18 protein-coding genes are annotated in these 22,502 nt (G+C 60.0%); 9 read left to right on the forward strand and 9 right to left on the reverse strand.

All coding sequences use genetic code 11. The features are described 5' to 3' along the window. Positions 1-18: 18 nt before the first annotated feature. Both sulA and lexA read right to left on the reverse strand, forming a co-directional pair. Positions 19-495, reverse strand: coding sequence for an SOS-induced cell division inhibitor SulA (gene sulA, locus AC07ZE_RS09835; protein WP_207263809.1), 477 nt, complete (start codon positions 493-495; stop codon positions 19-21). A 10-nt stretch (positions 496-505) separates the two neighbouring features. Continuing rightward, positions 506-1,114 (reverse strand): transcriptional repressor LexA, encoded by a 609-nt coding sequence (lexA, locus tag AC07ZE_RS09840; RefSeq protein ID WP_090318547.1) that lies wholly within the window; start codon positions 1,112-1,114, stop codon positions 506-508. Between the two features lie 229 nt (positions 1,115-1,343). Between lexA and AC07ZE_RS09845 the strand changes: the two genes are divergently transcribed. The 3 genes from AC07ZE_RS09845 (at position 1,344) to AC07ZE_RS09855 (ending at position 3,970) form a co-directional block, all read left to right on the forward strand. Continuing rightward, entirely contained in the window at positions 1,344-2,051 is a 708-nt protein-coding gene (locus AC07ZE_RS09845) for a TetR/AcrR family transcriptional regulator (RefSeq protein ID WP_095197002.1), read from the forward strand. A gap of 158 nt (positions 2,052-2,209) precedes the next feature. Beyond that, entirely contained in the window at positions 2,210-3,220 is a 1,011-nt protein-coding gene (gene nagZ / locus AC07ZE_RS09850) for a beta-N-acetylhexosaminidase (RefSeq protein ID WP_207263812.1), read from the forward strand. Between the two features lie 12 nt (positions 3,221-3,232). Beyond that, complete coding sequence (locus tag AC07ZE_RS09855; protein ID WP_137807663.1) at positions 3,233-3,970, forward strand: S-methyl-5'-thioinosine phosphorylase; 738 nt, start codon at positions 3,233-3,235, stop codon at positions 3,968-3,970. A gap of 144 nt (positions 3,971-4,114) precedes the next feature. Here the strand turns inward: AC07ZE_RS09855 and AC07ZE_RS09860 are convergent, their stop codons facing one another. The 3 genes from AC07ZE_RS09860 to mfd are packed head-to-tail and all read right to left on the reverse strand — an operon-like array spanning position 4,115 to position 10,849. Then, entirely contained in the window at positions 4,115-6,808 is a 2,694-nt protein-coding gene (locus tag AC07ZE_RS09860; protein WP_207263813.1) for a DEAD/DEAH box helicase, read from the reverse strand. A gap of 14 nt (positions 6,809-6,822) precedes the next feature. After that, positions 6,823-7,389, reverse strand: coding sequence for a CsiV family protein (locus AC07ZE_RS09865; protein WP_207263815.1), 567 nt, complete (start codon positions 7,387-7,389; stop codon positions 6,823-6,825). A gap of 10 nt (positions 7,390-7,399) precedes the next feature. Then, positions 7,400-10,849, reverse strand: a complete 3,450-nt coding sequence (mfd, locus tag AC07ZE_RS09870) for a transcription-repair coupling factor (RefSeq protein WP_207263817.1) — start codon at positions 10,847-10,849, stop codon at positions 7,400-7,402. 362 nt (positions 10,850-11,211) lie between these two features. Between mfd and AC07ZE_RS09875 the strand changes: the two genes are divergently transcribed. From AC07ZE_RS09875 to sthA, 3 genes are all read left to right on the forward strand, one after another. After that, positions 11,212-12,675: a glyceraldehyde-3-phosphate dehydrogenase gene (locus AC07ZE_RS09875; RefSeq protein WP_095196996.1), complete on the forward strand. Its 1,464-nt coding sequence runs from the start codon at positions 11,212-11,214 to the stop codon at positions 12,673-12,675. 220 nt (positions 12,676-12,895) lie between these two features. After that, positions 12,896-13,924 (forward strand): FAD:protein FMN transferase, encoded by a 1,029-nt coding sequence (locus tag AC07ZE_RS09880; RefSeq protein WP_207263819.1) that lies wholly within the window; start codon positions 12,896-12,898, stop codon positions 13,922-13,924. Between the two features lie 206 nt (positions 13,925-14,130). Then, positions 14,131-15,525 (forward strand): Si-specific NAD(P)(+) transhydrogenase, encoded by a 1,395-nt coding sequence (gene sthA / locus AC07ZE_RS09885; protein WP_095196994.1) that lies wholly within the window; start codon positions 14,131-14,133, stop codon positions 15,523-15,525. A gap of 42 nt (positions 15,526-15,567) precedes the next feature. Here the strand turns inward: sthA and AC07ZE_RS09890 are convergent, their stop codons facing one another. Beyond that, positions 15,568-16,290, reverse strand: a complete 723-nt coding sequence (locus AC07ZE_RS09890; RefSeq protein ID WP_207263821.1) for a glycerophosphodiester phosphodiesterase — start codon at positions 16,288-16,290, stop codon at positions 15,568-15,570. 14 nt (positions 16,291-16,304) lie between these two features. Continuing rightward, positions 16,305-16,886: a PilZ domain-containing protein gene (locus AC07ZE_RS09895; RefSeq protein WP_207263823.1), complete on the reverse strand. Its 582-nt coding sequence runs from the start codon at positions 16,884-16,886 to the stop codon at positions 16,305-16,307. A 94-nt stretch (positions 16,887-16,980) separates the two neighbouring features. Here AC07ZE_RS09895 and AC07ZE_RS09900 point away from each other — a divergent pair, with 94 nt between their 5' ends. From AC07ZE_RS09900 to AC07ZE_RS09910, 3 genes are all read left to right on the forward strand, one after another. Beyond that, positions 16,981-18,231 carry a lipoprotein-releasing ABC transporter permease subunit gene (locus AC07ZE_RS09900; protein WP_207263825.1) on the forward strand — a complete coding sequence of 417 codons (1,251 nt, stop codon included), beginning with the start codon at positions 16,981-16,983 and terminating at the stop codon, positions 18,229-18,231. A 7-nt stretch (positions 18,232-18,238) separates the two neighbouring features. Then, complete coding sequence (gene lolD / locus AC07ZE_RS09905; protein WP_170948751.1) at positions 18,239-18,922, forward strand: lipoprotein-releasing ABC transporter ATP-binding protein LolD; 684 nt, start codon at positions 18,239-18,241, stop codon at positions 18,920-18,922. Between the two features lie 63 nt (positions 18,923-18,985). After that, the gene (locus AC07ZE_RS09910; RefSeq protein ID WP_207263827.1) at positions 18,986-20,230 is read left to right on the forward strand and encodes a lipoprotein-releasing ABC transporter permease subunit; all 1,245 of its coding nucleotides are present in this window, start codon (positions 18,986-18,988) and stop codon (positions 20,228-20,230) included. Between the two features lie 97 nt (positions 20,231-20,327). Here AC07ZE_RS09910 and AC07ZE_RS09915 read toward each other — a convergent pair whose 3' ends face one another. Together AC07ZE_RS09915 and AC07ZE_RS09920 are read right to left on the reverse strand one after the other, a co-directional pair. Continuing rightward, complete coding sequence (locus tag AC07ZE_RS09915; protein WP_207263829.1) at positions 20,328-21,677, reverse strand: heavy metal sensor histidine kinase; 1,350 nt, start codon at positions 21,675-21,677, stop codon at positions 20,328-20,330. After that, complete coding sequence (locus AC07ZE_RS09920; protein ID WP_207263830.1) at positions 21,677-22,357, reverse strand: heavy metal response regulator transcription factor; 681 nt, start codon at positions 22,355-22,357, stop codon at positions 21,677-21,679. The genes AC07ZE_RS09915 and AC07ZE_RS09920 overlap by 1 nt, the downstream gene beginning before the upstream one ends. Between the last annotated feature and the right edge of the window lie 145 nt (positions 22,358-22,502).

Below are 22,502 nucleotides of genomic sequence, written 5' to 3' on the forward strand. Positions count from 1 at the left end.
CGTGCACGTACTTGCCAGTTAACCCAGTCGAATATTCAGGCTTTGTGCGTCCCCGGTCCGGGCAGCGCTGATCAGCTGTTGCCGCGAACTTGTGCTCAGTGGGGTGAGCCAACTGACGACCGTATGACTGCGGCCAAGACGAAGGGCTTCGCAAGTCAGCTGCTGGGCGCTCTGGGTGCCGCGTGGTTGTAGCAGGAGGATGCGCTCGCGATTGAGGCCGGCGTCCCGCAACCAGGCCTGGGTCAGGCTGGCGGGTGGGGCGATCAGTGTCAGCCAGCGCGCATCTTGATCCTGGCTCAACTCCCGCAGGATCGGTGCCAAAAGGTTCAGGCAGTTCCCGGCGGCCCCACGCAGGGACAATTCACTGAAGACTTCGGGTTCGGTGCTCCATGGCGACTCGACCACTTCCTGCAGGATCGGAGCCAGCGGCTGCGCCAGGAATGCTTCGAACAGCAGAGGCAGTTGGGCTTGCTGTGATGTGTGTGGGAACTGCATGGAGCCTCCTTTAGCGGCGAATGACGCCGACACTCAAGCCTTCGATCACCAGTTCCTGATCTTTAAGGTTCACTTCGATAGGGGCGAAATCAGGGTTCTCGGCAATCAGCCAAACCTTGCTGCCGTCACGCTTGAAGCGCTTGACGGTCACTTCGTCGCCGATACGTGCCACCACGATCTGGCCGTTACGGGCCTCGCGGGTGGTATGGACGGCCAGCAAGTCGCCGTCAAAAATACCCACGTCCTTCATGCTCATGCCATGCACGCGAAGCAGATAGTCGGCGCGCGGATGGAAAAACGAAGGATTGATGTTGCAGGACTCTTCGACATGTTGCTGGGCGAGGATCGGCGCACCGGCCGCCACCCGGCCAATAATGGGCAAACTGGAATCATCGGCCTTGGCTTCAAACCCGGGTATGCGAATCCCGCGGGATGCGCCCGGGGTCATTTCGATCGCCCCCTTGCGGGCCAGCGCCTTGAGGTGTTCTTCGGCGGCGTTGGGCGATTTGAAACCCAGTTCCTGAGCGATTTCCGCGCGGGTCGGCGGGTAGCCGTTATCTTCCAGGCAGCGTTTGATGAAGGCCAGGATCTCGGCTTGGCGTGGCGTCAGCTTTAGCATATTGATCGCTCTGTTTTTTTATACAGTGACTGGGATTATATACAGTGAAGCGATCTTGGCAATGCCCGTTTTTTCAGTCGCCGCCGGACGGTCGAACAGCCAGTTGATTGAAGCTGTGCGGTTGTATGGTTAAATGTCTGACCGACCATTCCCAAAACGAACTGCCAGACTTGACAAGGCACAGGTTGAAACGTATGTTTCAAACAAGTGTTTGTCAGGCGGAGTAGCCATGGCCCAGTCGGAAACCGTTGAACGCATTCTTGATGCTGCCGAGCAGTTGTTCGCGGAAAAAGGTTTCGCTGAAACCTCATTGCGTCTGATCACCAGCAAGGCCGGTGTCAATCTGGCAGCGGTGAACTATCACTTCGGTTCGAAAAAGGCGCTGATACAAGCGGTCTTTTCGCGTTTTCTCGGACCGTTCTGCATCAGCCTCGATAAAGAGCTGGAGCGACGTCAGGCCAAGCCTGAAATCAAGCCCACGCTCGAAGAACTGTTGGAAATCCTCGTCGAGCAGGCCCTGGTCGTTCAACCGCGCAGCGGCAACGATCTGTCTATCTTCATGCGTTTGCTGGGCCTGGCCTTCAGTCAGAGTCAGGGGCATTTGCGTCGTTATCTGGAAGACATGTACGGCAAGGTGTTCCGTCGCTACATGATGCTGGTTAACGAAGCTGCACCGCGCATTCCACCGATCGAACTCTTCTGGCGCGTGCACTTCATGCTCGGCGCGGCTGCTTTCAGCATGTCCGGCATCAAGGCCCTGCGTGCAATTGCCGAGACCGACTTCGGGGTAAACACCTCCATCGAGCAGGTCATGCGGTTGATGGTGCCATTCCTCGCGGCCGGTATGCGTGCCGAATCCGGTGTCACCGATACGGCCATGGCCAGTGCGCAACTGCGTCCGCGCAGCAAATCGACACCGGTTGCCGCCAAGGTTTGACCGCGCACGGGTGGGCGCGGCAGCTGACATCCGTTAAGCTAGCCGCCCATGCCGACTCTCGTTCTGAATCCGTTTCCCATTGATATCGCCGATCTGCCGGGCACTGTCCGCGGCGGCGAATTCGTGTGGGCGGGATTCATTGTTATCAAGGAATCTCTATGACTGCTGGCCTGCAAGGCTCGTTGATGGTGGACGTCGCCGGTACCTGGCTGACGGCTGAAGATCGCCAATTGTTGCGCCAACCCGAAGTGGGCGGTCTGATCATTTTTGCCCGCAACATTGAACACCCGCGCCAGGTCCGCGAATTGAGCGCTGCGATTCGCGACATTCGCCCCGACCTGTTGTTGGCGGTGGATCAGGAGGGCGGACGGGTGCAGCGTCTGCGTCAGGGCTTTGTACGGCTGCCCGCCATGCGTGCGATTGCCGACAACCCCAATGCCGAGTATCTGGCCGAGCAATGCGGCTGGATCATGGCCACCGAAGTGTTGGCTGTTGGCCTGGATCTGAGTTTCGCCCCGGTGCTGGACCTCGATTACCAGCGCAGTGCCGTGGTCGGCACTCGCTCGTTCGAGGGTGATCCGGAGCGTGCGGCGCTGCTGGCCGGTGCGTTCATTCGTGGTATGAACAGCGCCGGCATGGCCGCCACCGGCAAGCATTTTCCCGGGCACGGCTGGGCCGAGGCGGATTCCCACGTCGCGATCCCGAACGACGAGCGCAGCCTCGACGAAATCCGTGCCAACGACCTGGTGCCGTTCGCTAAATTGAGCAAACAGCTGGCAGCTGTCATGCCGGCCCACGTGATTTACCCGCAAGTCGATGCTCAGCCTGCCGGCTTCTCCCGTCGATGGTTGCAGGACATCCTGCGCGGCGAGCTGCAATTTGACGGTGTCATCTTCAGTGATGATCTTTCCATGGCCGGCGCTCATGTAGTCGGTGATGCCGCCAGCCGCATCGAAGCGGCACTGACTGCCGGTTGCGACATGGGCCTGGTGTGCAATGATCGCGCGGCCGCCGAACTGGCCCTGAGTGCCGCGCAACGTATGAAGATCAAGCCGTCTGCACGGATTGCGAAGATGCGCGGTCAGTCGTATGCGCGCACCGATTACCGTCAGGATCCGCGCTGGCTGGCAGCCGTCGGCGCGCTCAAAGAAGCTCAATTGATTGATTAAGGACTGTTCGTTATGACGGTTTACGCGATTATCGGTGGTACCGGCCTGACTCAGCTCGAAGGCCTGAGCATCCGTCAGTCATTGGCGGTCGATACCCCTTACGGCGCGCCTTCGGCCGACGTGCAGATCGGCGAATATGCCGGTAAGGAAGTGTTGTTCCTCGCTCGTCACGGCCATCCACACCGTTTTCCACCGCATCAGGTGAACTACCGCGCCAACCTCTGGGCACTGAAGCAGGCCGGGGCCGAAGCTATTATTGCGGTCAACGCCGTGGGTGGGATTCATGCGGCGATGGGCACCGGGCATTTCTGCGTGCCGCATCAACTGATCGACTACACCAGCGGTCGCCAGCACACCTATTTTGCCGATGACCTGGAACAGGTCACGCACATCGATTTCAGCTATCCGTACAGCGAACCGCTGCGTCAGCAATTGATCGCGGCACTGGCGGTTGAAGGCGTTGGATACAGCAGTCACGGCGTGTATGCCTGCACCCAGGGTCCACGGCTGGAAACCGTCGCTGAAATCGCACGCCTGGAGCGTGATGGCTGCGACATCGTCGGTATGACAGGAATGCCGGAAGCGGCATTGGCCCGTGAGCTGGAGCTGGATTACGCCTGTCTGGCACTGGTGGTGAACCCGGCGGCGGGCAAGTCGACGGCGGTGATCACCATGGCCGAGATCGAGCAAGCTCTGCATGACGGGATGGGCAAGGTGAAATCGACGTTGGCGCGGGTGCTCAAGGGCTGAGTCAGTCATAACACCGAATCGCCCCCTTCGCGAGCAGGCCCGCTCCCACATTGGATTTGTGTTATGCCCCGAAAATGGAGGCAACACAAAACCAGTGTGGGAGCGGGCTTGCTCGCGAAAGCAGTTTGCCAGGCACTGACGAACTCAACGTTTTTCCAGCTTGTCCGGCAAAGGCGCAAACAACGCCTCGATATCATCGCTCTGCAGTTTCCAGTCCCCGGCCTGACGCCCATCCAGCACACCGGCCGCGAGGTCGGATTTTTCTTTCTGTAGATGCTGGATTTTTTCCTCCACCGTGCCACGCGCGATCAGCTTGTAGACGAACACCGGTTTTTCCTGGCCAATGCGGTAAGCGCGGTCGGTCGCCTGGTTCTCTGTCGCCGGGTTCCACCACGGGTCGTAGTGAATGACAGTGTCTGCTTCCGTCAGGTTCAAGCCGACGCCACCTGCCTTCAGGCTGATCAGAAAGATCTGACGTTTGCCGCTTTGGAAGTCCTTCACCGGCGTGCGCCGATCGCGGGTCTGTCCGGTCAACAAGGCGTAGGCAACACCGCGTTTGTTCAGCTCGTCTTCAATCAACGACAGCATTGAAGTGAATTGCGAGAACAGCAGGATTCGGCGGCCCTCTTCGAACAACTCTTCGAGCATTTCCATCAGGCTGTCGAGTTTGCCTGACGTGCTACCGCGAGCCGGCAGCGCAGCGTCGTTGACCAGGCGCAAATCGCAGCACACCTGACGCAGTTTCAGCAGTGCCTCAAGGATGATGATCTGGCTGCGCGCGACGCCCTTGCGGGTGATCTCGTCGCGGACTTTCTTGTCCATGGCCAGGCGCATGGTTTCGTATACATCGCGCTGGGCCTCGTTGAGTTCGACCCAGTGAATGATCTCGGTTTTCGGTGGCAGCTCGGTGGCCACCTGTTCCTTGGTTCGACGCAACAGAAAAGGTTTGATCCGACCGTTGAGGTGCTGAAGTCGTACCTCGCTGGTGCGCTTTTCAATCGGCACGCGGTAATCGCGGTTGAAGCTCTTCACATCGCCAAGCCAGCCTGGGAGGAGGAAGTGAAACAGCGACCACAGTTCGCCCAAGTGGTTTTCCAGCGGCGTGCCGCTCAGGCACAGACGCTGACGGGCGTTCAGCTCACGGGCGGCATGGGCGGCCTTGCTGTTCGGGTTCTTGATGTATTGCGCTTCATCCAGTACCAGGACATGCAGCGGCTGCGCCGCCAGGCGTTCGACATCCTTGGGCAGCAACGCGTAGGTGGTCAGGATCAGGTCGTAATCGGCCAGGTTTTCGAAATGCTTTTTGCGACTGGCGCCATACAACGCCAGCACTTTGAGCTGCGGCGTGAAGTGCGCTGCTTCATCGAGCCAGTTGGGGATCAGGCTGGTGGGCATCACGACCATGCACGGGCGGTCGAGACGTCCAGCGTTTTTCTCGCTGAGCACGTGCGCCAGGGTTTGCAGGGTTTTACCCAGGCCCATGTCGTCCGCGAGAATCCCGCCGACCTCCAGCTGCCGCAACGACTGCATCCAGCTCAGGCCTTCCAGCTGATAGGGGCGCAGCGTTGCGTTCAAGCCTTCCGGGACACTGGCGGTGTAATCCTTGATGTCGCGCAGGCGTTGGGCAAAGGTGCGGATCTGTTCGCCGCCCTCCCACAACAGTGGTAAGTCCTCCAGTGGATTCAGGCGCGTGGCGTCGGCCTTGCTCAGGCGCAGCGTGGTTTCGCCCGGCTCTTGCAGATAGAACTCGCCGAGGGTCGCCAGCACCGGTTTCAATCGGCCGAGGGGCAGGGCGACTTGCAGCGGGCCGAACTCGGAATTCGGTCGATTGGGGATGTTCACCAGAATCAGTTCGTCATCGCGACGTCGGGCCAGGCGTTCCGGGTTGAGGATTTCGGTGTGCGAACGCATCAGATTCAACAGGATCGGCAACAGGCTCAGGCGCTCACCGTTGACGATGATCCCCAGTTCCAGATCGAACCAGTCGCGCTCCGGCGCCTGTTCGACTGTGGCATACCAGTCATCCACCGCGGTCAGGTCGAAGCCGAAGTCCTCGTTGATTTGCAACTCCCAGCCCTGGGTGCGCAGCTTCGGCAGTTCGTTGAGGGTGAAGGTCAGCCAGGCGCTGTCGTTGACCATCTCGAACAGTTCGCCGGCACTTTCCGGCAAGGCCTTGCTTTGGCGGGTGGCGATCTTGAAGCCGAGGATGCGTAACTGTTCCCTGTAGGACTGTTCCACTTCGGGGTGGCGTTTTATCCGCAGCGTCTGGGTCTCCTGACGAATCAGGATGTCGGCGTTTTTCTGCCCGGATACGTACTCATCCAGATAGCTGAAGGACAACGCCGCACGGTGCTGGATGTAGCGCTGCATGCGGCCATTGCGCGGTTCGAAGGCGCTGAACTCGATGCTGGCCAGCCACAGGCGCGGAACCGGTTGCACGTTGTCCACCAGCACTTGCGGCGGAGCCTTGGGGCTGCGGTTTTCCAGCACGGCCTGGAGTTTTTCCAGAAGCTCGGCGTCTTTGGCCGCTGCGGGGTAGGCGAGGGTTTCCTGCACTTGCAGCAAGACCGCCGCGCAATGTTTGCAGTTGCTGTGGACCGGGCACGTGCAGGTGGCGTCGATCATCAGCAACGTGCCTTTGGCTGACTCTCGCAAGCGAATGGTCTGGCGGTAAACGTTACCGCCAGAGCCTTCGCAGGCCGCAATGATCGTAGCGTCGCCGGCCTCGACGATCCTGACGCGGTTCTCCAGCGCGTAGCGGCGACCACGCTCCAGGCTCTGTTCCTTGAATCGGCTGACCCAGGAAGGTGCCAGGGGTTTGCTCAGGGTCGCGGACATGGGGGGGGGCTCGATCAGTCCGGGACGACTTCAGGGGCTTCCCGGGGAGCGGGCGCCGTCAACGAGGTGATCTTGATCAGCAGGCCCAGGTGGCCATTGTCGAGGAAATTGAGCTGGCCGTTCTTGGTGTGGCTTTCCTGTTTCAGGCGCTCGCTGGCGGTGACCAGGCCTTCGTCGTTGAACTGGTTGACCCAGAAATCGGCGTCTACATCGGTGAAGCGCCCAAGTGTCAGGTTCAGGGTGCCCTCGATTGGGTACTGGCCGAACTGTTCCTTGCCGTCGCTGACCGCCACCTTGACCGGCGTCTCGCCGAGCGTCTGTTGCCACGCCTTGTGCAGCAGCACGCTGTATTCCTTGCTGGCGGTGAGCTTTTCCACTTCGCTATTGAGGCTCGGCGTGCGCAGGCTGTCGGGGTTGATGTGTTGGGCGCCGGCGTCCCAGTCTTCCGGCGCAGAGCGGGTGACAATCGCCGGCACGGCATTCTGCCGCACCAGAATCATTTCAATCTGATACAGATCATCGGCAAACACCGAGGGGGCGACCAGCGTTAACAACAGGGTCAGTGAGCGAAACAGTCGCATGCGGCGTCCTTCAAGCAGTTTTCGGGATAAGGCGCTCGAACAGCGCCTCTACAGTATTAAAGCGCTCTTCCGGGCGCTCCATCGGGACCATGAACTTGAACATCGTGGCACCTTCGAATTTGTAGCGTTTTGGCTGGCTCTGGATCAGTTTGATCAGGGTCAGCGGGTCGACCGGTGTTTGCGCCGCGAACTCGACCCGACCGCCTTGCGGGCCGCCGTCGACTTTCTTGATGCCCAACAACTCGGCCTGCAATTTCAGGGCGGTGATGCGTATCAGGTTCTTGGTCGGCTCCGGCAGCAGGCCGAAACGGTCGATCATCTCCACCTGCAGATCCTTGAGGCCATCCTCGTCGGTGGCCGAAGCGATGCGCTTGTAAAGAATCAAGCGTGCATGAACGTCCGGCAGATAGTCTTCGGGAATCAACGCCGGTACGCGCAAGTTGACTTCCGGGCCACCGCCCAGCGGTTGATCGAGGTTCGGCTGTTCGCCCTTGCGGATCGACTTCACGGCACGTTCGAGCATTTCCATGTACAGCGTGAATCCGACGGCCTGGATCTGCCCGCTTTGGCCATCGCCGAGCAATTCGCCGGCACCACGGATTTCCAGATCATTGGTCGCAAGGACGAAGCCTGCCCCAAGGTCCTGGGTATTGGCGATCGCTTCCAGGCGCTTTTCTGCGTCCGGGGTGATTTGCTGGCGCGGCGGTGTCAGCAGATACGCGTAGGCCTGGTGGTGACTGCGTCCGACCCGGCCGCGCAGCTGGTGCAACTGCGCCAGGCCGAACTTGTCGGCACGCTCGATGATGATGGTGTTGGCGCTCGGCACGTCGATGCCGGTCTCGATGATGGTCGAGGCGATCAGTACGTTGAAGCGCTTGTGGTAGAAGTCGCTCATCACCTGTTCGAGTTCGCGTTCGCGCATCTGGCCGTGGCCGATGCCGATCCGCGCTTCCGGCACCAGTTCGGCGAGGTCGGCGGCGCATTTTTCGATGGTCTTCACGTCGTTGTGCAGGTAGTACACCTGGCCGCCGCGCAGCAGCTCGCGGAGCAGGGCTTCCTTGACCGTGCTCTTGTTCTGCTCCATGACGAAAGTCCGTACGGACAGGCGGCGGGCCGGCGGTGTGGCGATGATCGACAGGTCACGCATGCCCGACACCGCCATGTTCAGCGTGCGCGGAATCGGCGTGGCGGTCAGGGTGAGAATGTCGACTTCGCTGCGCAATGCTTTGAGCTGTTCTTTCTGGCGCACGCCGAAACGGTGTTCTTCATCGATGATCACCAGACCGAGGTTTTTGATCTTCACGTCGTCCTGCAGCAGCTTGTGCGTGCCAATGACGATGTCGATCTTGCCTTCGGCCAGATCCGCGACCGCGGCATTCACTTCCTTGGCCGACTTGAAGCGGCTCATCACTTCCACGGTCACCGGCCAGTCGGCAAAGCGGTCGCGGAAACTGTTGTAGTGTTGCTGGGCGAGCAGGGTGGTCGGCACCAGAATCGCCACTTGGCGCCCGCCATGCACTGCGATGAACGCCGCGCGCATCGCCACTTCGGTCTTGCCGAAGCCCACGTCGCCGCACACCAGGCGATCCATCGGCTTCGGAGCGAGCATGTCTTCGCGCACGGCTTCGATGGTGGTTTGCTGGTCGGGGGTTTCTTCGAACGGGAAGCCGGCACTGAAGGTGGCGTAATCGGCTTTCGGATCGGCAAAGGCATAGCCTTCGCGGGCAGCACGACGCGCATAGATGTCGAGCAGTTCCGCTGCCACGTCGCGCACCTGTTCGGCGGCCTTGCGCTTGGCTTTCTGCCAGGTCTCGGAGCCGAGGCGGTGCAGCGGTGCCAATGCGTCGTCGCTGCCGGTGTAGCGGGCGATCAAATGCAGGTTGGCCACCGGCACGTACAGTTTGGCGCCCTCGGCGTACTCCAGGGCGAGGAACTCGGCGGCCTGATTGTCGATTTCCAGTGTCGCGAGGCCAAGGTAGCGACCGACACCGTGATCGATATGCACTACCGGTGCGCCTTCGCGCAGTTCGGTGAGGTTCTTGATGACGGCATCGTTGTTGGCATCGGCGCGTTTCTCGCGGCGACGGCGTTGCATCACGCGCTGACCGAACAACGGGCTTTCGGCAACCAGTGCCAGGGCCGGATCGTCCAGCAGCAAACCTTCATCCAGTGGCGCAATGGTGATCGCCAGACGCTCTTTGCCGGCGACAAAATCCGGCCAGCTATCGACGGTCTTCGGCCGCAGTTTCAGGCGTTCCAGCAGCTCCAGCAATACTTCACGCCGGCCCGCGGATTCGGCGGTGAACAGCACGCGCCCGGGGAACTCGTCGAGGAAACCCGAGAGTGCCGCCAGTGGCTGGGTGGCCTTGGCTTCGATGGCCAGGTTCGGCAGTTCGCGCCCGGGGAAGCGCTCACGGCCGACGCCGGTTTCCACGTCCTGTTGGCTGGCGACCACGCGCGGCCAGTTTTTCAGGCGTGCGAAACAGTCTTCCACCGGCAGGAACAGCTCGGCGGGCGGTAATAAAGGACGCGAGGGATCGACGCGACGTTCTTCATAGCGATTGCGCACGTCGTTCCAGAAGTTTTCCGCGGCCTGTTCGATGCCCGGCAGCGAGAACACTTGGGTGTCCTGAGGCAGGTAGTCGAACAGCGTCGAAGTTTCCTCGAAGAACAGCGGCAGGTAGTACTCGATCCCGGCCGGGGTAATCCCGCTGTTCAAGTCCTGGAAGATCGGGCAGCGACGGAAGTCGACATCGAAGCGCTCGCGAAACCGCGCCTTGAAGCGAGTGACGGCTTCCTTCTCCAGCGGGAATTCCTTGGCGGGCAACAGCTTGACCGAATCGACCTTGTCGATTGAGCGCTGGTTTTCCGGATCGAAGGTGCGCAGGGTCTCGATTTCGTCGTCGAACAGGTCGATACGATAAGGCAACTTGCTGCCCATCGGGAACAGATCGATCAGCGAGCCGCGCACGGTGAACTCGCCATGCTCATACACGGTGTCGACATAGCGATAACCCGTGGCTTCCAGCCGGGTGCGCATCTGCTCGACATCGAGCTTCTGGCCCACATCCAGCACCAGGCTGCTGCCGAGCAGGAATTTGGTCGGTGCGAGGCGGTGCAGGGCAGTGGTGATGGGCACCACCAATACGCCATGACTCAGCTCCGGCAATCTATAGAGCGCCGAGATGCGTTGGGAAATGATGTCCTGGTGCGGCGAGAACAGATCATAGGGCAGGGTTTCCCAGTCGGGGAAATGCAGCACAGGCAAATCCGGGGCGAAGAAACTCAGCTCCTGTTCCAGCCGTTCGGCACTTTGGCTGTCGGCGGTCAGCAGCAGGGTAAAGCGCTTGGCAGCGCTGGCGGCCTCGGCGATGGCCAGGCTCAGGGAAGCACCGGGCAGGTTGCCCCAATGCTGTTTACCTGCCGCGGCAGGGAGATGCGGTAGACGCAGAACGGGCACGGAAGGTTGAGCTCCAAGCGTTGCGACAAAGTCGGTAATTGTAGCGGTCTCGGGTGCCGGCTGTCAGTTGCAGATGTGTCTATTACGCGGCTGGAGCGAAATGTAGTGGTAATGACAAAATCAGGCCGATTATTCGTGAAAATTAGCCAGCATGTAGTGGTAAATCGAGTCGGTGTTACGGATGGTTACGGACAAGGTAGCGCTGCCCACAAAAAATTGACGATGCTGGAGGCCCCGGTTTTATTGGGCTTCAGCGGAGCGTAATTTTTTTGAACAGGATTTTGTTACGGGCAGTGCGACAAGCGCGCATTGCTACGTGAGGCTCGGGGCGGCATAATGTAGCCCCTTTTTTCTGCCCCTACATGTGGAAGGTTCCCGTGACTCAGAAGCCCGACCAGTGTCTTGGTGAATGGATCGACCGTGAAGCACTCGCAGAAGCGATGATTCCGCTTATCGGTCAGCTCTACCGCAATAACAACGTGGTGAGTTCGATCTATGGCCGCAGCCTGATCAATCGTTCAGTCATTGCGATTCTCAAAGCTCACCGCTTTGCTCGTCACCGTCAGTCCGACGACAGCGAGCTGTCCGTCCACGAAACATTCCCGCTGCTCAAGGCGATGAGCGAGCTTAAGCTCGGCGCCGCTTCGGTAGACCTGGGCAAGCTGGCGGCCAAATTCAAGGCCGAAGCCAATGGCCGTACTGCCGAGCAGTTCGTCCGTGAAGAACTGGCCGACGTGGTGGGTCAGCAGAACGCTTCCGGCCGCAAAGGCACCGACGTTGTCCTCTACGGCTTCGGTCGTATCGGCCGTCTGCTGGCGCGCATCCTGATCGAGAAAACCGGTGGTGGCGACGGCCTGCGTCTGCGTGCCATCGTTGTCCGCAAGGGCGCCGAGAACGACCTGGTCAAACGTGCCAGCCTGCTGCGTCGTGACTCGGTCCATGGTCCGTTCGATGGCACCATCACCATTGATGAAGCCAACAACACCATTACCGCCAACGGCAACCTGATCCAGGTTATCTACGCCAAGAGCCCGACCGAAGTCGACTACACCCAGTACGGCATCGAAAACGCTCTGATCGTCGACAACACCGGTGTATGGCGTGATGCTGACGGCCTGGGCCAGCACCTGGCCTGCCCGGGCGCTGCCCGCGTAATCCTCACTGCACCTGGCAAGGGCGCGCTGAAGAACATCGTTCATGGCATCAACCATGGCGAAATCACCCCGGACGACAAGATCATCTCGGCGGCTTCCTGCACCACCAACGCCATCGTGCCGGTGCTCAAGGCAGTCAACGACAAGTACGGCATCGTCAATGGCCACGTCGAAACCGTTCACTCGTTCACCAACGACCAGAACCTGATCGACAACTTCCACAAGGGCAGCCGTCGTGGCCGCGCCGCGCCGCTGAACATGGTAATCACCGAGACCGGTGCCGCCACCGCTGCCGCCAAGGCACTGCCAGTGCTCAAGGGCAAGCTGACCGGCAACGCGATTCGCGTACCTACGCCGAACGTGTCGATGGCTATCCTGAACCTGAACCTGGAAAAGGCCACCACCCGCGAAGAAATCAACGAGTACCTGCGCCAGATGGCCATGCACTCGGATCTGCACAAGCAGATTGACTATGTCAGCTCGCAGGAAGTGGTTTCCACCGACTTCGTTGGCTCGCGCCACGCTGGCGTTGTGGATGCCGAGGCGACCATCACTCAAGATAACCGCGTTGTTCTGTACGTCTGGTACGACAACGAATTCGGTTACAGCTGCCAGGTGGTTCGCGTGATGGAAGACATGGCCGGTGTAAACCCGCCAGCATTCCCGCGCTAAGCCTTAGCTAGCTGCAAACGAAAACGCCCCGACTTTGGTTGGGGCGTTTTTGTTTGTGCGATGGAGCCACGGGGGTGTTGTTTGGCCCGACCCCCTCCGCGAGCGGGCTCGCGAAGGGGAAATCTCAGCCGGCGTGAGGGTGTCTGATACGCCGCTTACCCAGGCTTCCCACCTTTCTATCGCATAATGGTCGGAATTGGCGTTGTGCCGGAGTTGTTCCATGGGAGGAGGTTCGTTGAACTGGCGGCTGTTTGGAATAGTAGCGTTGACTGGCATCCTCTCAGGCTGCGACAACAGCGACTCCCTGGGGGCTTTCGGCGGTCCGACCATGGGCAGCACGTATTCAATCAAGTACGTACGCCACGCCGGTCTTCCCGCTCCTGCACAAGTCCAGGTCGAAGTCGAAACAATCCTGACTGAAATCGACCGACAAATGTCGACCTACCGCAGCGACTCCGATATCGCCCGCTTTAACCAGCTTCCCGCCCACCAATGTCAGAAAATGCCCGCGTCGATCCTCGAATTGGTTCGCGTTGGCGAGCTGTTGTCGGAGCAAAGCCAAGGGTCGTTCGATTTGACTGTGGAGCCGCTGCTCAATCTCTGGGGATTCGGCCCTCAGGCTCGCGAGGAAAAAGTCCCGACTGCCGAAGCGCTTGCCGAGGTGCGGCAGCGAGTGGGTCACGCACATCTACGTATCGATGGCGATCAACTGTGCAAGGATGCCGCCGTCGAACTCGATTTCAACAGCGTTGCCGCCGGTTATACGGTCGACAGGATTGCCGCCAGGCTCGAAGCACTGGGTATTCACAATTACCTCGCTGAAGCCACCGGTGAGCTCAAGGCGGCTGGCAGGAAACCCGATGGCTCTCGGTGGCTCATTGCCCTGGAGGAACCTCGCGACGATCAGCAAGTGGCCGAGCGCATCGTCGCCATCGACGGTTATGGCCTGTCCACCTCCGGCGACTACCGCAATTATTTCGAGCAGGGTGGGCGGCGTTATTCCCATACCTTCGATGCCCGGACCGGTTCACCGGTCTCACACAAGCTGGCCTCGGTCACGGTGATTCATCCTTCTGCGTTAATGGCCGATGGCTTATCTACGGTGTTGCTGATTCTCGGCCCGGAGCGCGGTTGGGATTACGCAGAAAAACACGATATCGGCGCATTTTTTGTGATTCGTGCCGACACAGGTTTCGTCACGCGCACCAGTCGCGCTTTTGCACGCCTCAGCGGCGGGGAAACCGAGTGATTGCGGCGTTAAAGCATTGAAAACTGGCGTTCTGGTGCAGGCAAAAGTAGCCTACGACGCGACCAAGGGTTAATGTGCGCGGCGTTGACGCTTCTATAGACTGTGTCCGGGTTCTGCACTGGCCCCAAATTGTTCCTTCACGCCACAGATCGGCGTGATTTAGCCGCAGGTGCCGATGGCGCCACGGCCTGTTCTGAGGAGTACGCATGGCTGTCTACAACTACGACGTGGTGGTGTTGGGTTCCGGCCCGGCGGGAGAGGGCGCGGCAATGAACGCCGCCAAAGCAGGGCGCAAGGTGGCGATGGTCGATAGCCGTCGCCAGGTCGGCGGTAACTGCACCCACCTGGGTACCATCCCGTCCAAGGCACTGCGTCACTCGGTCCGGCAGATCATGCAGTTCAACACCAACCCGATGTTCCGGGCCATTGGTGAGCCACGCTGGTTCTCGTTTCCGGACGTGCTGAAAAGCGCTGAAAAAGTCATCTCCAAACAAGTCGCTTCGCGCACCGGTTACTACGCCCGTAACCGCGTCGACGTGTTTTTCGGCACCGGCAGCTTTGCCGATGAGCAAACCGTCGAAGTGGTCTGCGCCAATGGCGTGGTCGAAAAACTGGTGGCCAAGCACATCATCATCGCCACCGGTTCGCGTCCGTATCGTCCAGCCGACATCGATTTCCACCACCCGCGTATCTACGATAGCGACACCATCCTCAGCCTCGGTCACACCCCGCGCAAACTCATCGTTTACGGTGCCGGCGTGATCGGTTGTGAGTACGCATCGATCTTCAGCGGCCTGGGTGTTCTGGTCGAGCTGGTGGATAACCGCGGTCAGTTGCTGAGCTTCCTCGACTCGGAAATTTCCCAGGCCCTGAGCTATCACTTCAGCAACAACAACATCACGGTTCGCCACAACGAAGACTACGACCGCGTCGAAGGCGTGGACAACGGCGTGATCCTGCATCTGAAGTCCGGCAAGAAGATCAAGGCCGACGCCCTGCTCTGGTGTAACGGCCGCACCGGCAACACTGATCAGTTGGGTCTGGAAAACATCGGCGTGAAGGTCAACAGCCGTGGCCAGATCGAAGTCGACGAGGCTTACCGCACCGGCATTCAGAATATCTACGGCGCAGGCGATGTGATCGGCTGGCCAAGCCTGGCCAGTGCCGCCCATGACCAGGGCCGTTCGGCCGCCGGCAGCATCGTCGATAACGGCAGCTGGCGCTTTGTGAATGACGTGCCGACCGGTATCTACACCATTCCGGAGATCAGCTCGATCGGCAAGAACGAGCAGGAGCTGACCCAGGCCAAAGTGCCTTATGAAGTGGGCAAGGCGTTCTTCAAGAGCATGGCGCGTGCACAGATCGCCGGCGAGCCGCAAGGCATGCTGAAGATTCTGTTCCACCGTGAAACCCTGGAAGTGCTGGGCGTTCACTGCTTCGGTTATCAAGCGTCGGAGATCGTGCACATCGGCCAGGCGATCATGAACCAGCCGGGCGAACTCAACACCCTGAAGTACTTCGTCAACACCACGTTCAACTACCCGACCATGGCCGAAGCCTATCGGGTCGCGGCGTACGACGGGCTCAACCGGCTTTTTTGAGTGGCTCCGGCCGGTGGCCTGAGCCGGCCGGGGAGACCGATTTCAGCAATTCTCGAGCGTGGCAGTGGCCAAACCGGGAAAGTCTGTAATCAGGCTGTCAACGCCGAAGTCGGCGAGTCTGCGCATCAGCGCGGGCTCGTTGACTGTCCACACCGACACATGCAGCCCCTGTCGCTGCGCCTTCTGCAGGCGTTCCGGCGTGCACAGGGTCCAGTTCAGCGCCAGAATCTCGCAGCCATAGCTTGCCGCGACCTTCAGCGGGTCGAGCCAGGCGTATTCGGCCACCAGTCCCCTGGACACATCCGGTACCAGGTCCACGGCGGCTTTCAGCACTTCGCGCGAACTCGATGTGATGGTCACCTTGTCCAGCAAGCCATGCCGTTGCGCCATTTCACGGATGGCCAGTACGGTGGTCGCGGCGCGGGTGCGTGAAGCGCTTTTGACCTCCAGTTGCCAGTGATCGAAATCGCATTTTTCGAACAGTTCTTCCAGCGTTGGAATCGGGCAGGGCTTGATCCAGCCGGGCCCGCCCTTGCGCGCGTCGTAGGTCACCAGTTCCGCCGCGGTATGCTCCACCACCTTGCCGCGTCGATCGGTGGTGCGTTTGAGCGTCGGGTCGTGAATGACCATCAGCTCGCCATCACTGGACAGGTGCAGGTCGAGTTCACAGCGGCGTACGCCATGCTTGAGACATTCCTGAAAACCGGTCAGGGTGTTTTCCGGTGCTTCGCCCTTGGCGCCGCGGTGGCCGTAGATGAGGGTCACGGTTCTTCCTTAAATTAATTGCCTGATTCGAGTAGTTCGCGGGCCTGGCGTCGTTCCTGGGCCTGCTTCTGCAAAATATGGCGGGCCAGCAATTGTCGCTGGGCATCGGTCAGGTGTTCGAACTCGGTGCCGACATCGTAACCATCGCCTTTGCGGTCGCAATGGGTCACGCGGGCGCGCAGTAGCAGGCCCAGGGCTTGCGGCATCAGCACCAGCTTGACCGACAGGCGTGCGCCGGCGGCAATCGGGGTGGGGTGCTGAAAATCAATGCCACCCTCCGAGATAATCACCGGTTGCGGCTCGCCGATCTGCCCGAGCACGGTGAGGGCGATCACCTGGCTCAGCAAATCGATGCGCTTGTTCTGGGATTTCAGGAACGCCGAGAGGGTTCGGTCGCGCTCGCTGATCTGGCGCAACAGGTGTTGCGACTCGAATTCGCTCAGGTGCAGTTCGCTGAGCACATTGAAGAGTGGGGAAGCATCCTGCAACACTTCCTGGCCTGCGGCTTCGAGAGCGGACAGGGGCCGAATTTCCAGTGCGATCGTGTCCTCGATACGGTAGTATTCGCGGCGATCTTCTTCATCTAATGTCGACATGGCGAACCCATGGTAGCGGCGGTGGTCTGAGTGTAAAGCTGGTTATCGACCCCCGCCACAAGGACGTTCCTTTTCCCTCCGAACAAGCCCCGACATGTTCAGACCTCTCTTCGTATTTATCGGCACGCGTTATACCCGTGCAAAGCGTCGCAATCATTTTGTGTCATTCATTTCCCTGACTTCGATGATCGGGCTCGCCCTTGGTGTGGTCGTGATGATCGTGGTGCTGTCGGTCATGAACGGCTTCGATCATGAGATGCGTACCCGCGTACTGGGCATGGTGCCCCACGCGACCATCGAGGCCGGTGAGCCGATCAGCGATTGGCAAGGCCTGGCCACCAAGGTCAAGCAGAACCCGCAGGTGACGGCCGTGGCGCCGTTCACCCAGATGCAGGGTTTGCTGACCAACAACGGCAAGGTTTCCAAAGTCCTGCTCAATGCCATCGACCCGGCGCTGGAGCGCCAGGTCTCGATCATCGATCACTTCATGCAGCAGGGCCAACTCGACGACCTGAAGCCCGGCGAGTTCGGCATCGTCATCGGCGACAAGGCGGCGGCCAAGCTCGGCGCGGCGGTCGGTGACAAGCTGACATTCGTGGCACCGGAAGTCACCGTGACCCCGGCCGGGATGTTCCCGCGCATGAAGCGCTTCACCGTGGTCGGCATCTTCCACGTCGGCGCCGGCGAAATCGACGGCTACCTGGGTATCACCAATCTTCAGGATCTGGCGCGGTTGCATCGCTGGAAGCCGGATCAGGTCCAGGGTATTCGCCTGAAGTTCGACGATCTGTTCCAGGCGCCGCGCACCGCGTGGAGCATCGCCCGGGAACTGAGTGAGGATCATTACTACGCCCGCGACTGGACCCGCACCCACGGCAACCTGTATCAGGCGATCCGCATGGAAAAAGCCATGATCGGCCTGCTGTTGTTGCTGATCGTCGCCGTCGCCGCCTTCAACATCATCTCCACGCTGGTGATGGTGGTGAACGACAAGAAGGGTGACATCGCGATTCTGCGCACCCTCGGCGCTACGCCGGGCACCATCATGCGCACATTCATGGTGCAGGGTACGGTCATCGGCGTAGTCGGCACGGCCATCGGCGCAGTGGTCGGGATCTTTGCCGCACTGAATGTCAGCGCCGCGATCTCGGCGCTGGAAGGCCTGATCGGGCACAAGTTCCTCAACGCCGACGTGTACTTCATTGATTACCTGCCGTCGCAGGTGCAGAGCCAGGACGTCGTGATGGTCTGCTCCGCGGCGTTGGTCCTGAGTTTCCTCGCCACCCTGTATCCAGCCTGGCGTGCCGCGCGCACCCAGCCTGCGGAGGCGCTACGTTATGAGTGAGTCGGGCATGAGTGATAAAGCAATCTTGAGCTGCCGCAACCTGGGCAAATCCTACGAGGAAGGCCCGGAGTCGGTGGAGGTACTGGCCGGTTTGCAGCTGGAACTGCACCCGGGTGAGCGCGTGGCGATTGTCGGCAAGTCGGGTTCGGGCAAAAGTACCTTGCTCAATTTGCTCGGCGGCCTCGATACGCCAACCAAGGGCAGCGTCTGGCTCGACGGCGAAGAACTTTCGGCACTGAGCGAAAAGAATCGTGGCCTGCTGCGTAACCGTGCCTTGGGCTTCGTGTATCAGTTCCACCACCTGTTGCCCGAGTTCACTGCACTGGAAAACGTCTGCATGCCGTTGTTGATCGGCAAGACCGCGATTCCGGAAGCTCGCAAGCGTGCTACCGCATTGTTGGAGCGAGTGGGGCTGGGTCATCGACTGGAACACAAGCCGGCGGAGCTGTCAGGTGGTGAACGCCAGCGCGTGGCCATCGCCCGCGCCCTGGTGAACAATCCGGGCCTGGTGATGCTCGATGAGCCGACCGGCAACCTCGACTCACACACCGCCGAAGGCATTCAGGATTTGATGCTGGAACTCAGCACTTCGATGCGCACAGCCTTCCTGGTGGTGACTCACGACATGAACCTGGCCCGCCAGATGGATCGCGTCCTGCATTTGCAGGAAGGTTGCCTGACCCCTATCTGATTGGTCGAAACCCGACGCCTGAGAAGGCGTCGGGTCTTTTATTTTTATACGGTGCCCCAGCGAATGTTCAGACCGTTATCGATCTTTATCGGCACGCGCTATACCCGCGCCAAGCGCCGCAATCGCTTTGTTTCCTTCATCTCGATGACCTCGATGATCGGCCTCGCCCTGGGCGTACTGGCGATGATCGTGGTGCTGTCGGTGATGAACGGCTTCCAGCGCGAAATGAGTTCGCGCATCCTCGGCATGGTGCCGCACGCGACCATCGTCGGCGTCAACCCGATTGATGATTGGCGACCGGTAGCCGCCGCTGCAATGAAGAATCCGGAAGTTACCGCAGCCGTGCCGTTCACCGAGATGGAAGGCATGCTGTCTTACAAAGGCACCATGCAGCCGATCCAGGTCAGTGGCGTCGATCCGGCGCTGGAAGGTCAGGTGTCGATCGTGGCCAAGCACATCGTCCAGGGGCGGCTGGATGCCTTGAAGCCGGGTGAGTTTGGTGTGGTGATCGGCGAAATCACGGCACGGCGCTTTCGTTTGAACGTCGGCGACAAGATCACTCTGATCGTGCCGGAAGTCAGCACTGCACCGGGTGGCATTACCCCGCGTATGCAACGCCTGAACGTAGTCGGTGTGTTCAAGGTCGGTGCCGAGCTGGACGGTTCGATGGCGTTGATCCACGTCGCCGACGCCGCGCAAATGCAGCACTGGGAAGCAAATCAGGTGCAGAGCGTGCGTCTGGCGGTAAAGGACCTGTACGCCGCGCCACAGGTGTCGAGCACCATTGCCACTGGCCTGGGCGAGGCTTACAAGGCTGACGACTGGACCCACACCCAGGGCAGTCTGTTCAGTGCGATGAAGATGGAAAAAACCATGATCGGCCTGTTGTTGCTGATGATCGTTGCCGTTGCGGCGTTCAACATCATCGCAACCCTGATCATGGTGGTGAACGACAAGGGCGCGGACATCGCGATCCTGCGCACCATTGGCGCCACGCCGCGGCAGATCATGGCGATCTTCATGGTACAGGGCACGGTGATCGGGATTGTCGGCACGCTGATCGGTGGTGTGCTTGGCGTGATCGCTGCGCTGAACGTGAGTGAACTGGTGGGCTGGATCGAGCGGGTCAGCGGCCAGCACATCTTCAGCTCCGATGTGTATTTCGTCAGCAACTTGCCGTCTGAATTGCAGGGTGGGGATGTGCTGTTGATCTGCTCGGCGGGGTTCATCATGAGCTTTCTGGCCACCGTTTACCCTGCCTGGCGCGCGGCGAAGATCGAGCCGGCTACTGCGTTGCGCTATTCGTAAGCTGCAAGACCGCTTTCGCGAGCAGGCTCGCTCCCACAGGTACTGCACGATCCTTGTGGAAGCGAGCCTGCTCGCGAAGAGGCCGGACCCGCCGGCCTCAATCTGCCTTTGGTAACTCGATCACGAACCGCGTCCACCCCTGATCCGATTCACAACGAATCTGCCCACCATGGGCCCGGATGATCGACTGGGTAATTGCCAATCCCAACCCCGCATGCTCACTGCTGCCCTCATGACGCGCCGGATCAGTCCGGTAAAAACGGTCAAACAGGCGCGGCAGCAAGTCTTCGCAAATCCCGTCACCGCTATTTTCGACTATCAGGCTCAAGCCTTTGGGCTGGTCGTCGATTCGAATCAGTATCTCGCCGTCGACCGGGGTAAACCGCAACGCATTGTCCAGCAAATTGGACAGCGCCCGTCGCAGCATGCTGCGGTCGCCCTCGATACGCGCATTGCCGTCACGGCTCAAATTCACCCGGGCGTCTTCGGCCAGCGGCGCGAAAAACTCCAGTAAAACATCCACTTCCTCCCCCAGGTCCAGCGGTTCGCGCTTGGGCATCAACAGGCCGTGATCCGCTTTCGCCAGATAAAGCATGTCGTTGACCAGTTGCGCCATCCATTGCAGCTCTTCCAGGTTGCTATGCAGTGCTTCGCGATAGTCCTCAATGGGGCGTGGGCGGGTAAGAGTGACCTGGGTGTGGGTCAGCAGGTTCGACAGCGGGGTGCGTAACTCGTGGGCAATGTCGGCGGAGAACGCCGACAGACGCTGAAAGGAATCGTCGAGACGTCCGAGCATGGCGTTGAAATGGTGGGCCATTTCCGCCAATTCCGGCGGCATGTTTTCTGTCGGCAAGCGTGCGTTGAGCGATTGCGCCGAAACACCACTGGCGACAGCGCTCATGCGTCGTAACGGCCGCAAGCCGCTGCGGGCTGCCCAGGCTCCGAGCAACGCGGTGGCCAGGGCCGACAAGCCCACCGTCAACCAGATCAAATGCTGCATGCGCTGCAGGAAGTGCTGGTGATGGGTGATGTCCAGCAGCAGGGTCAATTGCGGCGAATCAGGCTTGTCGGTAAACAAGGGGGCATTTAGGACGCGGTAATCGGTACCGTCGTTGTTGAGTGTCGATAGCCCGGGTTTTTGCGGGAGTATGTCAGGCAGATTCGCCGAGCTGTCATACCAGCGTTTACCATCGCTACCGGTGATGCGCAGCGACAGATCGGCTTGCCGGCTCAACTCATCGGCCAGTCTGACGTCGCTGTCGCTTGATTGAATGTCGTGAAGCGCGCGCCGCAAACCAATCAGCTTGCCATCCAGCAGTTGCTGATCGAGTTCAATGAAGTGCACTTCGCTGGCGCGACTGAACAGCACCCCGGCGAACAGCGACACCACCGCCGTACACGCCGCAAACAGCAATGCCAAACGACTGCTCAGCGAAAGTCGACGCATCAGGCGAGGCGCTCTTCAAGTACGTAACCCATGCCGCGTACGGTGTGGATCAGTTTGTTGGGGAACTCATCGTCGATTTTAAGGCGCAAACGGCGAATGGCGACTTCGATGACATTGGTATCGCTGTCGAAATTCATATCCCAGACCTGGGACGCAATCAGCGATTTGGGCAGCACTTCGCCCTGACGGCGCAGGAGCATTTCCAGCAGGGCGAATTCCTTGGCGGTCAGGTCGATGCGCCGGCCGCTGCGCTCCACTCGACGGCGGATCAAGTCCAGACGCAAGTCGGCCAGTTGCAGGGTGGTTTCCTGGGGCGTAGCGCTGCCTCGGCGCAACAGGCTGCGCACCCGAGCCAACAGTTCGGAAAAGGCGAAAGGTTTGACCAGGTAATCGTCGGCACCGAGTTCCAGGCCGTGAACTCTATCTTCCACGGCATCCCGTGCGGTCAGAAACAGGACCGGCGTGTCCAGACCTGCCCCGCGCACCGCTTGCAGAATCTGCCAGCCGTCGCGACCGGGCAGCATCACATCGAGAATCAGCAGGGCGTATTCGCCGCTTAGCGCCAGTTGCTGGCCGGTGTTGCCATCAGCCACCAGCTCGGTGTTGAAACCGGCCTCGGTCAGGCCCTGGCGCAGGTAGTGGCCGGTTTTCGGTTGGTCTTCGACGATCAGCAGTTTCATGGGCGACTCAGGCATCTTGATGGAACGAAGGCTTTATACCGTGGGTGGCGACGGTGCAGGCCAACCTGACAAAGTTGTCATCTGACTGTCAGGTTGCGGGCAGCGGTGGCAGTTTAGAGTTTTTCACAGGCTGAACCTTATTTTG

This window comes from Pseudomonas sp. GW101-3H06 (assembly GCF_059424605.1).